This is a genomic window from Vibrio furnissii CIP 102972 (assembly GCF_000176175.1).
In the GTDB taxonomy this organism is placed as follows: Bacteria; Pseudomonadota; Gammaproteobacteria; order Enterobacterales; family Vibrionaceae; genus Vibrio; species Vibrio furnissii.
The window spans coordinates 1467408-1481600 of sequence record NZ_ACZP01000014.1; the positions used below are offsets into that span (position 1 = coordinate 1467408).

Sequence of the window (14193 nt, forward strand, 5' to 3'; positions counted from 1 at the left end):
TAGTCATGAAAGACATCAACCGTAAGTATCTTTCAGATATTATAATTCATAGCTTTACGATTAGTCTCGTGGCTTATTTAGTGACTCTGATTATATTTTCAGAGTCCTATTTAGACCGTCGTAATCATGAGTTTGAAAATTTTGTCAATGTGATGGAACAGTACAAACAAACGCTGTTCCTAACCAGCCGTATATTGGAAAATAAAATCCAAGAAACCGACTCGATTAAAAAAACCGATTTAAGTGCATTGAAAGATATTGAAAACCGCAAATACAATCTTCATAAGAATCTTAAACCGACCAACATTGATATTGAATTAGCAAACGAATTTCAATTTCTTGTCTCCACGATGCCGGCCATTTTGCCTCAGGTAGATGTCATGTATTACCGTTCCTATTTGAGCGATATGACATCGTCGGACAAAGACGAAGTGTCGATTGTCAAAGAGTGTGGTAGCGATTACGTGTGCACGATCAATGCACCTGAACGCCGGTTATCAGACCGGATTTTGGTCTCACGTGTTTATCACAAAAAGGGTTCGGATAATCTCTATGTCACGATTTCTAGCCCAGTGTTTTTACACAATTTAATTGTGGGTGATTTAAATATTGACGTGGGCCTCACTCGATTTTTCGATTTGAGCCAGTTAGGAATCAGTTCGCATGTTTTAAATGCGGTCACTTTCAACGAGTTGACTTACGGCAACTCGTTGATGGACCATATTGCGTCGACCAAGGAATACATCGCCGACAATTCAACGGTTTATGTGTATAAAGTACCATTTGTCTGGATCGTTTTCCGACTCATGTGGTTGTTTGTTGTGATGTGGGTGGGCGTTGCTTACGTCATCTACCTGTTCCGAACACTCAAAATGAACAGGAGCAAACTGTTTGAAGTAGAGTCAAACGTGAAACTGGATGATTTGACCGGTCTGCTCAACCGAAATGTGCTCAAAGATCAGAAATTTTCGGAAGATCTCAAAGCTTTTGGCGCCGCGATCATGGCCATTGACGGGAATAAACTCAAACAAATCAACGACACATACGGCCACCATGTGGGAGACGACGCGATCAAGCAGATTGCTTATGGTATGCGCCAAGTCTTTCGCGAGAACGATTATCTGATTCGAACGGGTGGGGATGAGTTTGTGGCAGTGCTGCCCGGATGTAATCTGGATAACGCAATTATTCTGGCTGAACGTTTGAAAGAAGCGGTCATGGGCACCACGTTTTCATCATATAAATTGAATGTCAGTATTTCTGTAGGCATCACACTATTAATGAACTCTGAAACATTTGAAGAAGCGTTAAAACGCGCTGATTCTAATTTGTACTCTGAAAAACAATCTAATCCAATACATGCACAAGTGAGCGTTGTGTAAGGGAAGCTATGAATCTGACACCGCAATTATTAAAAGATATTAAAGTACTCGTGGCCGATGATTCCCCTTTGGTATTGTCTAATATTCGACTATTACTGAGAGAAATGGGTTTTGTTTCTGAGAACATATTTACTGCCAAAGATTCAAAAACATTAATTAAGTTATTGGGTGAGGAGACGATCGAGCTCATTATTTGCGACTACAATTTTGGTGATGATCTGAATGGGAAGCAGATTTTTGAGGAAATCGAATACCTCGACCTTGTTCCACCTTGGTGCACATTTATTATGTTGACTGGGGAAAAGCAAATGGAACGCGTCCGTTCAATTGTTGATTTGGAACCCGACGAATACATCGTTAAACCGTATTCGGTGTTTCTGGTTAAAAATCGAATCTTGCGCGCGTTCGCGCGCAAACTGGTGCTACGTGAACTCTACGAGCTGGATGGCTCGAAAGATTATGATGACATTCAGCGCGCATTTGAGTTTGCAGAACAAACGCACCCACAATACAGCTCATTTTTGAAACGCCTGCAGGGCAGTACTTACATTAAGAATGGCTTTGTCGAAGAGGCCAAAACCTTATATGAGCAAAGTTTGAATGAGCAACTTACCATGTGGGCGATTTCCGGCTTTGTTTCTGCCTGCCTGATTTTAGGTGACTACGACAACGCCGCTAAATACATTGCCTTGTGGGATCGCTACAAATTCAATCGCAGCCCCGTTCTGCATGAATGCATGGCCAAGTTGTGTTTGCTCAAAGGGCAGAAAGTCAATGCGCTGAATGAAATCAAATCCGCGTATGATAAAGCGCAGAACATGGACAGGCTTCAGAACTTTGCGCGCGTGTGTGAGTTAAATGGTCAATTCGATAAGGCGCACGAGCTGTTTTCGCAGTATCGCATGATGGCTCAGCGTACGTATCGGGATAGCCTGGTGAACCATGTGCCGGTGATTCGTAATGCGTTATTGAGCATTCAAGAACTCAACGAACAATCGCTACGCAATCTGCGTAACATCAAGCAGGACATGAAACGCTTGGAAGGGCATGAAGAGGTGCTGCCTGAATTGCCGGAATATCTCAACTTGTTTGACATGCATTACGACCTGAATTCTGGCAGTTATAAACTGTTTCGCACCAAGCTGTATCACACGGCCAAGCGCTTTCCGAGTTTTAGTCTTGAGTTGCAACTGTACTGCGCGCAGCTCGCATTGCTGGGGCAACAGGTGGATTTATGTCGATCATTATTGGCAAAAATTCCGGTTCAGCCGATTGATCAAACGGAGTTTGCCTATCTGGTCACTCGCACGCAGCTCCAAGTTTTAAACGAGCAGTGCCAGGCGGAAACCAATCGTTTGGATAACGTGCGACATACCTGGAGCACGCTGAACGAAGATAACCGGATTCAGGGCATCGAGATGGCGTTTACGCAGTATCAAGAGCGCCGACAGTGCCCAAGAATGGCGGTAACGATGCTCAAAGCGATGGAGTTTGGTTTTCCGGTATCTCTGTCGGCAGTGAGCATTCGTAAGTTGATCTTTGAATGTGAGCAGGTTGTGCAAGAGTCATTTGTGTTTAGTCGAGAAGAACGTGCGGATGTGTATCAATCCGCAAATACCGTCAAGAAGCTGTTTAATGATCGTTTGGCGAACGCTGCGCTCTAGCATGTTCGCGATTAAGCCGCAATTTTGGCTTGATTAATCAGCTCGATGACTGATTTCACACCGTATTTAGTAAGAATGCGTGTTTTATACGTGCTGACCGTTTTGCTGCTGATCGACAGCAGTTCCGAGATCTTTTTGTTAGTCATCCCGGCCAGCAAATAGTGGTACACCACGGTTTCTCGCTTAGACAGTTCTGTGCCATCTCTTTCTTTGTTGCGGCTTTCATGTTTAAACACATTGTAGCCGCGCATCACGCTGGTGATTGCTTCCTGAATCACGGGCAGTTCTTCACTTTTCAACAGATAGCCATTCGCACCCAGCTTATGGGTTGCGTTCGAATACATGGCTTTATCGATTGCGCTGATAAACAAAATTTTTCCGGTAAAGCCTTTTGCTCGCAGGCGACGCAAAATGTCGAGCCCGCTGGCATCATATGCTTCGACTTCAAGTAGAACAAAGTTTACTGGGACTTGGCTCACCACGCGATACGCTTCTGCAGCGGACGTCGCAAAGTGAATGTGTTGGAACAAGTTCGTGGATTTCACGATATCTTCAAGAGCGTGCTGCTCTAGGGGATACGGATTGACGATAAGTGCGCGGTTTATAACGTTAGGCATATTAGACTATCCTAGTTATGTTTTCTGATTATGATTGATATGGCACTCCTTCCATTAAACAAAATATTATCCGTGTGCATGCATAGTAATTGGTGAATTGATAAATGAAAAGTCTTGTATATAAGAATTATGTAATTTAGCTACAAATTAGCGAAAACGTTTGTCTGAACGCAAATCGTTCAACGCAAAGGATTACGTTTATTAATCATCGACTGCACGTTACACTAGCGCCAAATGTTGTTGAGACACCGAAATGAATGAATTTGAAACCCCACAGTGGGACGATGAAGAAGTTGAAATTGAAGCGATTGGCATCGAAGTTGATGCTCAGCCGGTTGAATTGTACAAAGTATTAAAGATTGCGAACGTGGTCAGCGGTGGCGGTGAGGCGAAGTATGCCATTGCGGAAGGCTACGTTGCCGTCAATGGTGAGCTTGAAATGCGCAAGCGCCGTAAGCTTTATGATGGCGATTTAGTGGAATTCAACGAAGAGTACTACTTGATTATCTGCGATGCGCCCGTCACTGAAGTGGTAGAGAAGCCCAAAGCGGCCACGCCGCCTGCAGCAAAGAAAGCTTCCGCACCAAAGAAAGCGGCGTCACAGAAAGCATCGGCATCTAAGAAAAACGCGCCGAGCAAAAAGTCCAAGAGTCAATCATCAACTGGGAAACAATCGAACCACAAATTGTCCCAGTCCGCTCGCAAAGATCCCAAATCGAAAGGGGCGTCGCAATCGAATGGACAAGATGACACGCCAAAGCACGAGAAGGGCGGTCGTAACGCAATCAGCTTCTTCTAAGTTGCATGCCCGTGGCGATCAATACTTGATGGTGACGATAGAAACGTGTAAACGCAGAAAAGAGCCGAAAGGCTCTTTTTTTTTCGCCAAGATGAAGGATTTAAGGTAATGCGTATTACCTTGCTTGTAGGGTAATTCTGATAATTTGGTAACACTTGATTGAGAACAATAATTGAATGTGGCGAAGCTTTAAGCTGCGCCCTCTTAAACGGTCTGCCCGTACATTTTGGCCGTTTTGTATGATCTCAACTTAAGGCATCGAATGAAATTTCAACACAAAATTGTAGCCGCTTCTTCTTTGTTGCTGCTGGTGACCGTCGGACTGATGAGTACCCAACAGTACTTTTTAGTCAAAAAGGAAATGACTTCGCAATACGAACGTAGTGTGAATGAAATTGTGGGGGGAGTGAAAAACACAACCCAGGAAATCTTGGATGCCAAACAATCGTTAGTTAATTACAGCGTCTCTTTGATGGAGCAAAACTTCGACAAAGACGCGATCCTCAATGTGCTGATGCAGCCACAAATTACTCGCACGTTCGGTATTGCGGGCGCTGCGTTTGAAGCTGACGGCAGTTATATTTTTAATAACAACAGTCTTAAATTGCCAGCGGCATGGGATCCGAGAACGCGTCCTTGGTATCGCTTGGCGAAACGTGAAAACCGCTTGGTTTTCACAGAACCGTACTTGAATTTAGAAACCCAAGACATGGTGGCATCCATTGCTGTGCCGTTGCGCCAGCAAGGCCATTTTGTCGGCGTAGCCGTGTTTGACATGAATTTGTCGAGCTTGGCTGAGATGATCAACAACGTGGATCTATTCGGTGCTGGTTATGTGTTCCTTGTGTCATCAAATGGCAAGACTGTGACTCATCCAGAGCAGCAGTACACTGGGCGTCCGATGTCTGAATTTCTGGGTGGCGTCGATGTCACGCAAAATGTGCGTCACGTCATGCTTGACCACGTCAGTCACACACTCGATTTCAGCAAAATTGAAGGCCATGATTGGTACGTCGGTGCGATTCTGAATGAGCAAATTGCTTATCAACCCGTGCGTGCATTATTGAGCCGCTCACTTTGGTTTGCCGTGTTGGCGGTTGTCGTCAGCATGGGATGTTTGATGATGGTGTTGCGTGCGCTGATGAAGCCGCTTGCTCAAGTGAATGATGCGATTGAAAACGTCGCATCGGGCGAAGGGGACTTGACGCAGCGTCTTCCTACCGATACTGATCAGGAATTTGCTGAGCTGGCAAACAGCTTCAATTTGTTTACCGCGGATCTGCAAAAACGCATTCAAGATACACAGTTGATTGCGCAAGACATTCTAAGCGGCGCACGCATCTCTTCGGAAAACAGTGAGAAAACCGAAACAACCATTCATTCGCAATTGATCGAACTGGAACAACTGGCGACGGCGATGAATCAAATGACGTCGACCGCGCAGGATGTAGCGAGCAACGCCCAGAACGCAGCAACATCTGCCCGAGAAGCGAAACAAGCGGCGGAACACGGATCAAGTGTTGTGGTCGCCACCACTGAATCGATTGATGAGTTATCTTGTCGTATTGATTCTGCAGTGAACGAAGCGCAGCAATTGGCGATTGCCGCCAATAACATTGAATCGATTTTGAAAGTGATCAGCGATATTTCTGACCAAACCAACTTGCTGGCGCTGAATGCGGCGATTGAAGCGGCACGTGCCGGTGAATCTGGCCGCGGCTTTGCGGTGGTTGCCGATGAAGTCCGTTCGCTGGCGCAACGGACACAGCACTCAACGCTGGAAATTCAAGACATGATCTCGCAACTACAATCAGGCAGCAGCGCGGTGTCTGATGCGATGCGATTGAGCAAAGTGACGGCGGAATCTGCGGTGAAACATGCACATGAAGCCAATGCGGAAATCAAACGCATTCAGGGGGCGATCATGCAAATCAACGACATGAACACTCAAATTGCCGCGGCGGCGGAAGAACAAAGCTCGGTGGCGGAAGAGATCAATAACAACACTTACCGAATTAAAGATTTGTCGTCGCAGATTGTGGTTGGTTCGCAAGATGTGCGCACCGCGATGAAGTCGCAGATGGAAAGCATCCATCAGCAAGAAGACATTCTGAGCAAATTCAAAGTTTGAGTGTTGCGCTGAACAGAAAAAAGCCCCGAAATTCGGGGCTTTTTGCGTTTTGATACCGAGCGTTTCACTCAACGATTAGTTGTCGGTGACTGCGCGGGCCATGGCAGGGCGACTCAAAGCACACAGGCCACTTGCCAGTGCGAGAACCACGGCGGTCGGAACAATCCACCCCGCGTAGTAGGTGTACAGCGGCAAGTATTGGCTCAACACCGCGTCAACGTTGGCAGGCATACTTCCCAAAATATGCAGTGCGTCTAAACCACCAAAAACCAAGGCGGTTGCGACCGTTGCCAACACGCCTGACATCGATACCATGCGTTGCAATGGCGCAATAAACAGCAGGGCAATCGCAATCGGGTGCAGCGCGACAACCGCTGGCAACGTAATCGCCAATAGTTGTTCCAAACCGATGTTGGCGACCAAAGCTGAGATGACCATCGTCACCAAAACGCTGTTGCGGTACGACACGTTCGTAAACGTACGGCTGTAGAATTCACTGCCCGCAGTCGTCACACCGATGACTGTTGTCAAACAAGCCAAGACCATCACGGCGCCGAGTAACAGCGTGCCAAAGACGCCGAAGTGCTCAGTGGTAAACGTGGTTAAAATGTCACCGCCATTGGTGAATTCACCGCTGCTGGTTGCGCCAATGTAAGCCAAGGCAATATAAACCAGCGCCATCGCAACGGCGTACATCAACGCGGCAATTAAGGTGTACTTGGTGATGGCTTTGGGGTTGTTCACGCCCATGCTTTTAATGGCGCGGAAGATCACCCAACCAAAACCGATGGAACCCAATGCATCCATGGTCATGTACCCTTGCGTCACCCCTTCAGCAAACGCCCCTTTGACATAAGCGCCTGTCGCGGCCGACACACCTTCATTGGGGAAGAACAGGGCAGCCATCGCCATCACAATCAGAATCGTTAACAGTGCAGGCGTTAAGAACTTGCCCAAGTTGTCGACCAATTTCCCCGGATACAGCGAGAACAGCACCGCAACCACGCAAAAGACAATCGAAAATGGCACAAGCGCGTGGTCGCCAAAAAATGGGCTGAAACCGAATTGGTACGCCACGGTAATTGCACGGGGAATCACAAACGCAGGACCAATGACGATGAACACCATGATCCAGAATGCAGTGGCTAAGCGGCGCGGCAGCACGGCAGTGAGGTTATCTGAGCCGCCGACCAGAGCGACGACCACCAATGCGAAGGCGGGTAAACCGACACCGGCTAATAGGAAGCCAGCCATGCCTTGAAACAGATGTTCACCGGCTTGATAGCCCAAAAACGGGGGAAAGATAAGGTTGCCGGCGCCTAAATACATGGCGAAGGTCATAAAGCCCAAAGCGGCGATGTTGCGTGCACTTAACATAGTCTTCCTCAAAGATGTCAGCTTTGAAGTTTCCAGCAAGTGAGTAGTTGAAGACTCTGCCAGTTACTTCTCACTGACAGAAAAATAAAATAGCCTGTCAGCCCCGGTTGAGTTCCAGAGAGAGCAGGAGGAGTAGGTCGGCTGCGATCACTTGTCGGCGACGGTGCTGCGAACAAATTGTGGATGCGATGACTGACATACAAAATCCTGACTGACAGAAAAAATCGGGAGGTGAATCCGCCCTGTGTGAAACTGTTATAAACGGATGCCCTATAACATGGCAACCCTTTAATCAGTGAATGGTGGATATTTCTGTTTTTGAGCATTTAACTGGAATGATCATCTAGAAAACAAACTTTGAAACAAAATGAACCACTTAACATTATTGCAATACAGTGTGTTTTTTGGTCAGGTGATTTCGTTGTTATGTCGGCGCGCAGAGCCGCGAGGGATGAAAAAGGGAGCCATCAGGCTCCCTTCGTTAACGCCAGTCGTCATCCATAAAGGTGCGACCTTCAAGTGAATAGGGGTCTTCGTCAAACGGATGCTCTATTTTGCCCCGTAGGCGTTCGAGCTTTTGCTCCAGCATGTTGACGGTCTCGTAGTCCCCTTCAGAGCAAGCGATGTAAATTTGTTGCTCCAATGCATCAATGTTTTCTCGAATGTTCATCTCGCACCTCCTGATGACTAAACGTGAAGTTGAGCGTTTTTATCGATTCTCAAATCTCGTTTTTATCGATTCTCAAATCTATTGTAGTCAAGCAGACCAAATTCGATAGGTTGATCGTGTCGATACCAAGCGTGAACCTGATCGCTGAACGGCCAGAATTGCGGTGAACTGCGGCGAATCGCGAATCGATCCAATAGCTTGACGTAATCGTCTTCACTGTCGAGGGTTTGCAAACGTTCAACCAATTCCGGAATGTCCTGCTCTTTGAGATTTAGGTACGCAGCCGGATAGCTTCCGATCACCCCACGAACGATCGTGAGATCATCGTTTTTATAGTCCCGATTGTTCTCTTCATCAAACAAACTCGAGATATTGGTGTGCGCATTTTTGTGCAGCAACGTGAACAGTTGAGGTTGTCCTTGATCCGATTCGATCATGATCATGAGGATTTGCGGAATCGCACGCAGGCCTTCGCCTTTGATTCGGCTGATACTGGCTAGCGCCTGCTCATGTGCTGGCGTGAAACCGGTATCCACGATGTCGTAGCGCGGCGTCAGAATGGGGGAAACATGCTCACGCAGTTTATCAAACAGCTCTGATTTGTAATCGGTGGTTTGATAGTGCACTTGCGTGGGTTGGTCGAACGGTTTCACGTTACGCAGCAGATAATCAGAAAACTGCGGGCTTTGATCCGCATACCAGCTCGACATCTCTTTGTGGCGCACATCGCGCGGCAGCAAGGCGACAAAGTTACTTTCACCTTCCATACGCAAGAAGTCCATGAACATGCGGGTAATCAGCTGATGACCGAAGTTACCGTATACATCGAATCCGGCCACCAGCAGGTAATGAATGCGCTCTAGGAGCGCGTAATCGATCACCCAAGCGGTTTTCGGCTTTTCGCCCACTAAGCCTTGTACCACGGAGGCACTGTCGAAATGGCGGAAAATCGTCAGTGCCGCGCTGTGATTGGTGCCACTACCATCCCAAATCACGTCTGTGGAAAGATGCGTTCCGTTTTTGAACCAGCGGTTGGTGAATTCAGATTTGGCCTCTAGATAGCGCGCCTGCTGCTTCGAAAAGCGTATCCAGTTGCTCAGCGGCAGCGTATTGCTCTCTAGTTCGCCGGGCAGTTTGAGGTTTTCGGCCTGTGAATGATAGAACTCGTTCACTTCGGGCAAATCAGCTTTATCGGGATCAAGGAAGAACACCCAGAAGCGATCGTTGATCACATTCAACGCCAACTGGCCACGACAGACTGGCCCTTTGATGTACGCCATGATGGTGTTTTGTGCGTTATCGAGCATGAACTTAAAGCGGGCTTTGACCGGCAGCTCAATGAAGGCGGTCATCGGGTTGGCTGACACTTGTGGATCGTAGCTTGGTAATGCATCAACCGCATACGGGGCATCGATAAACCACGCTTTCCAATCGTGCATCCGCTTCATGTTGAGCGCAAACGGCATGTGCGTTTTATCGACGATCGTGCCTTGTTCCGGAATCAGGCGATAGTACACGCGATCAACGCCAGGATCGTCGTATGGACGGCGTGTGGTAATGCGTTGCACAGGTTCGCCGGGTGGCGTTGCCGAGCGCACCATGCTAAAGAAGCGTGGTCGACCATCGTCGGTCTTGATGTCCGAAAAATAGAGATGCGACAGGAATAAATGCTCGTAGATGTAGCGCGATGCGAGGCGGTTTTTCAACGCATCGGCATTAAACAGCGCTTCATATTGATTCACCAACGATTGCTCTTCTAATGTCAACGGTACGTGTTCGTTCATCACGGCACCATTTTCAAGCCACGTCATCAGCGTGTTGTATTCGCCTTTTGCTAAGTTTGGCATACCAAAGGGCATGCCCCAATTCGGGTAGTTATGTTGGTATGATTCGTACTCTTCAATCGTGATGCACTGTTGCTCACGATCCGTCGAGAAATCAAAGCCTTCCAATTGATCTTGTTGCGGTAATGGGTGCGCTTCTTTCTGCGCTAACAGGCGCGCCATTAACCCCGCTTGCAGGTTGGCTTCTGGCGTTTGGTCGCGTTCATTCAGTACCGGATGAAAATTGAACTCGCGCCACTCTTCGGTCAACTGAGCGTCTTCAAACAGGCGAGTGGGTGTTGCCGCGGTCAAACGGGTGCCTTGGTAGACCATGTCTTTGCTACCGCCCCGGTCGATGCCTTCCACCGAGGACATTTTTAACTGACACGGCGCATCGTAACAGGCGTGACACACCACGCAGCGTTTGTCGATAATGGGTTTGACTTGGTCGAGAAAGAAGTGGGCTTGTGCAGATGCGATCGGCGCTTGACGATCGCGAACTTCAGCTTTACCAAAGATCTGGTCATAGTTCAGACCCGCGAGAACGGCACAACCCGAGAAGAGGGTGACCAAACCAACAACGAATAATTTACGGAACTTCATTCAGTTATCTTATTGATTAAATTTGCCCTAATTAAAGCAAAGAGCATCGCAGATCACCATCTTTTAGGTGGAATGATTCACGTAACAGACGGAAAAAGGCACGTTTAAGCGGGTAAATTGCGCCATCCAACGCCACTGATTGTCTTGTAATTTATCGCCCGGGCCTTTGACTTCTATCCATTCAAATTGCCCGTCTTTGAACACAATCAAATCGGGCATGCCGTTACGATAGAGTTTGAGGTCGCTCAATTGAACGCGAAATAGTTCGGCGAGCAGTGACCTTGGCAGCGCTTGGTCGGTTAACGTAAACAAGGTTTCATCACAGTTGGCCCACAATACGAATGGGTTTGCGAAGGCGTATTTTTCTTGCCAGCGTGCCCATAACGGTGCAACGCCACTGCACGCCAATTGTTCAAAGGCGGCTTGAATCCATGGTTCGCGTTTGGCGATGAAATCGTCGTGATACAAATCCAGCGGTGCGTGTTGATAGCGGTTGAGAAAGGCGCCTTCCACTGGTGCGAATACCGCGTCCCAAAAACAGAGGCCGAAGAGGGTATTGAGAAACTGATTCTCCAAGTAATAGACCTGATAACCCTGTTGCTCGAAGTGAGATTTCACCGCCAGTTCGACCCGCTGCTGAGATAAATCCAGCGTAAGATGCCGCGTTTGATGGTTCGGCTTGGCGCTGCGAGGCACGGTTTGACCTTGTAAACGTAACACGCGCTGCTTGAGCTTTTCGGCCACTTCAAATTCGGAATGGTTACGTGGTTGAGACAACATATTCGTGACAATGTCACTCATGGCATCCACACGTTGCAGCTTATCCAGAATTCGCGCTTGTCGTTCACGAGTGGGCATGACTTCGGTTTGACGATAGAGCGCCAAGGCAGCGTCAAATGCACTGTGCCGCTCGTAATCGCGTGCTAACTGATTCATGACATGCTGACGCTTTCGCTCCACATAAGGGTGGTCACAAGCGCTTGGTAGCAACGTCACCCAATCGTCTAGCTCGCAGGGCGTCGGTTTGGGACAGGTTTCGTAATGCGCTTGAATATGGGTTAAGCGCCGCAGGACATCCACCTGGTCGCGATGCTGAAAGAAGCGGCGTTCGCGGCTGAGTTGATAGTCTTCGAATTGATTTAGGCCAAGGTCGTCGAGTACAAACTGTGAAAAATCTTGATGTGTGTTGGCAAAAAATAGGATCAACAACAGTGCAATCATTTCGCCTTGATTGAGATAGATGACTGTAAACGGCAGTGATACCGGCTGAGTGGGTGGCTCGTCTTGCAGCGCGGCAATCAGGGCCTCTTTTTTCAACTGCTTGGGCAGGTGGGGGTAACACGTGATGAGCTCAGCTTTGGTCAGTAGCTCACGGGCTAACGTTGCCGCATCGATGTCTGGGTTCAACACCACAAAACCGCTCTCAGCCAACTCTTGGCACGCTTGGGCTTGATGGCGGATTTCCCGATATTCAGTTTTGTCACTGCGAAACCAATTGCCTTTGCGTGACAACAAGCGAACCAGCAGACACTGCGCATCGTGGGACAGGCGATCAAAATCGTGCAACCAGCGCTGCTCATCACTGTGCAATAAATCAAAATACCACTCTGTCGCATGAGCGGTCAGCTTCTTAAAGTTCGTCAGGTAATAATCGTCGGGCAAAACGGGCAGTGTGGGCATGAAGTCTCTGTTGTTCGGCATTGCGCTTAAGGTGTCAGTCATCATAGCGCGTCAGAAGGAGAAGTTCAGCGTGAGATGAGTCGATGGCCTTTGATTTGAACGATTGAAGGTGAGGGCGGTGAACGCCGCACTTTTCATCACCAACACGTTGCATTTGTTCTCAAAGCAGAACCACGGTTCAAAAAAAACACGATTTTCGTGGAAAAGCCAAACACATGTATGCCGATGGTCTACCTTGAATAAGGGAAACAACAACAAAATCAGTGGTGAAGGATATGAAACGTAAATCGTTAGTGATGGCAATGGCCGTCGGCTTAGGCATTAGCTCTTTAACCGGTTGTATGGGACAAATGGCAACGACGGGTCTTGTGACCAAGTTTAACTTAGAAGTGGTGGATAACCGCTACGGTCGTGAAGGCCTGTTCTTGTTACTCTCGCCTGTGTACGGTATTGCCTCAATTGTTGACCTCTTTATCGTCAATGCCGTGGAGTTCTGGACCGGTACCAACCCCATCTCAGGCAAATCACCTGCAGTGGTCGATAAACCGGCTGATACCATGTTAAAAGTGAACGACAAATTGGATAGCTCGTTGACGGATACGCCACTCGGTAATCACTCCACCATCAAAGACACCCAATGGAAACAGATTGACGAACACACCATTGAGATGGATGTGACCTACCTCGATGGCAAACAAGAAACACTGCGCGGTCAGAAAATGGAAGCGGGCGTGGCGTTTTATGTGAATAACGAATACGTCACGACGGTATCCAATCAAGAGCTAGAGAACTACGTCGCGACGACGCGTCTGCAATAAACAACGCAGCTCATGCTGATAACCCAAAGCCTCCCTGTGGAGGCTTTGATGTTTTTTGAAGAAATAAACAATTTGTCCTGTTGGTGAATGTGCCCGCCATTGGTTGACGTTGGTGGATGTCGGGTGATGTTGGTTGATAAAACACCAACGCTTCCGCGAAAACGTCCAATTCCTAACTCGCTGATGTACAATTGTTTATTAACTATGCAAACGACCGCAATTTAGTAAAAAAACGGTTTTCTTTTTCTGAGCCTGTGGCATATTAGACCCATCGCTTCGATGCGCGGGCATCGTATAATGGCTATTACCTCAGCCTTCCAAGCTGATGATGCGGGTTCGATTCCCGCTGCCCGCTCCAAGTGCTTTCCTTGATACAACATCCCTAAGTTTTAATCAGTCCCCTCACGCTTCATTGCGTGTTTTGTCGTATCTGCCGTTTGGCAAATCTTCTCTTAGCCCTCGCTCTCTCATTCACTCTATGCCTTAAGCTTTGGATGGAACCCTTGATCCGGTTTGGCGTTCATGCAGACGCCTCGCATCAACATCGCCTCCTTATCATCATCGTCCCTCAAGACTTTGCCCTAAATTAGACATTCGATACTTGGCTGCCGTCGTTCGTGGAACGTTTC

At 47.9% G+C, this 14193-nt stretch carries 10 protein-coding genes and 1 tRNA gene; 6 read left to right on the plus strand and 5 right to left on the minus strand.

The annotated features are described in order from the left end of the window. The first annotated feature begins 5 nt into the window (after positions 1 to 5). Entirely contained in the window at positions 6 to 1382 is a 1377-nt protein-coding gene (locus tag VFA_RS16915; RefSeq protein WP_004728070.1) for a sensor domain-containing diguanylate cyclase, read from the plus strand. Positions 1383 to 1390: 8 nt separating this feature from the next. Further along, positions 1391 to 3046 (plus strand): response regulator, encoded by a 1656-nt coding sequence (locus VFA_RS16920; protein WP_256619523.1) that lies wholly within the window; start codon positions 1391 to 1393, stop codon positions 3044 to 3046. A gap of 11 nt (positions 3047 to 3057) precedes the next feature. On the opposite strand, the gene VFA_RS16925 is transcribed toward VFA_RS16920, so the two are convergent. Beyond that, entirely contained in the window at positions 3058 to 3663 is a 606-nt protein-coding gene (locus tag VFA_RS16925; RefSeq protein ID WP_004728072.1) for a response regulator transcription factor, read from the minus strand. A gap of 253 nt (positions 3664 to 3916) precedes the next feature. Here VFA_RS16925 and VFA_RS16930 point away from each other — a divergent pair, with 253 nt between their 5' ends. Together VFA_RS16930 and VFA_RS16935 are read left to right on the plus strand one after the other, a co-directional pair. Further along, on the plus strand, positions 3917 to 4462 hold the full coding sequence (locus tag VFA_RS16930; RefSeq protein ID WP_004728073.1) for an RNA-binding S4 domain-containing protein: 546 nt from the start codon (positions 3917 to 3919) through the stop codon (positions 4460 to 4462). Positions 4463 to 4724: 262 nt separating this feature from the next. Then, entirely contained in the window at positions 4725 to 6593 is a 1869-nt protein-coding gene (locus VFA_RS16935) for a methyl-accepting chemotaxis protein (protein WP_004728074.1), read from the plus strand. Between the two features lie 75 nt (positions 6594 to 6668). Here VFA_RS16935 and brnQ read toward each other — a convergent pair whose 3' ends face one another. The 4 genes from brnQ to VFA_RS16955 all read right to left on the minus strand — a co-directional run bounded on the left by brnQ (position 6669) and on the right by VFA_RS16955 (position 12746). Next, complete coding sequence (gene brnQ, locus VFA_RS16940) at positions 6669 to 7970, minus strand: branched-chain amino acid transport system II carrier protein (protein WP_004728075.1); 1302 nt, start codon at positions 7968 to 7970, stop codon at positions 6669 to 6671. Positions 7971 to 8451: 481 nt separating this feature from the next. Then, positions 8452 to 8640 (minus strand): hypothetical protein, encoded by a 189-nt coding sequence (locus VFA_RS16945; RefSeq protein WP_004728076.1) that lies wholly within the window; start codon positions 8638 to 8640, stop codon positions 8452 to 8454. Between the two features lie 62 nt (positions 8641 to 8702). Further along, positions 8703 to 11066 carry a fatty acid cis/trans isomerase gene (locus VFA_RS16950; RefSeq protein WP_004728077.1) on the minus strand — a complete coding sequence of 788 codons (2364 nt, stop codon included), beginning with the start codon at positions 11064 to 11066 and terminating at the stop codon, positions 8703 to 8705. Positions 11067 to 11129: 63 nt separating this feature from the next. Then, complete coding sequence (locus VFA_RS16955) at positions 11130 to 12746, minus strand: VRR-NUC domain-containing protein (protein WP_004728078.1); 1617 nt, start codon at positions 12744 to 12746, stop codon at positions 11130 to 11132. A 275-nt stretch (positions 12747 to 13021) separates the two neighbouring features. Here VFA_RS16955 and VFA_RS16960 point away from each other — a divergent pair, with 275 nt between their 5' ends. Further along, entirely contained in the window at positions 13022 to 13564 is a 543-nt protein-coding gene (locus VFA_RS16960) for a DUF3332 domain-containing protein (protein WP_004728079.1), read from the plus strand. A gap of 283 nt (positions 13565 to 13847) precedes the next feature. Further along, positions 13848 to 13922 (plus strand) — tRNA-Gly (locus VFA_RS16965). The last annotated feature ends 271 nt before the right edge of the window (positions 13923 to 14193 follow it).

Bases quoted from the DNA above. Each gene is read 5' to 3' on its own strand.
- VFA_RS16915 (WP_004728070.1), top strand. From the start codon at position 6: ATGAAAGACATCAACCGTAAGTATCTTTCAGATATTATAATTCATAGC.
- VFA_RS16920 (WP_256619523.1), top strand. From the start codon at position 1,391: ATGAATCTGACACCGCAATTATTAAAAGATATTAAAGTACTCGTGGCC.
- VFA_RS16925 (WP_004728072.1), bottom strand. From the start codon at position 3,663: ATGCCTAACGTTATAAACCGCGCACTTATCGTCAATCCGTATCCCCTA.
- VFA_RS16930 (WP_004728073.1), top strand. From the start codon at position 3,917: ATGAATGAATTTGAAACCCCACAGTGGGACGATGAAGAAGTTGAAATT.
- VFA_RS16935 (WP_004728074.1), top strand. From the start codon at position 4,725: ATGAAATTTCAACACAAAATTGTAGCCGCTTCTTCTTTGTTGCTGCTG.
- brnQ (WP_004728075.1), bottom strand. From the start codon at position 7,970: ATGTTAAGTGCACGCAACATCGCCGCTTTGGGCTTTATGACCTTCGCC.
- VFA_RS16945 (WP_004728076.1), bottom strand. From the start codon at position 8,640: ATGAACATTCGAGAAAACATTGATGCATTGGAGCAACAAATTTACATC.
- VFA_RS16950 (WP_004728077.1), bottom strand. From the start codon at position 11,066: ATGAAGTTCCGTAAATTATTCGTTGTTGGTTTGGTCACCCTCTTCTCG.
- VFA_RS16955 (WP_004728078.1), bottom strand. From the start codon at position 12,746: ATGCCCACACTGCCCGTTTTGCCCGACGATTATTACCTGACGAACTTT.
- VFA_RS16960 (WP_004728079.1), top strand. From the start codon at position 13,022: ATGAAACGTAAATCGTTAGTGATGGCAATGGCCGTCGGCTTAGGCATT.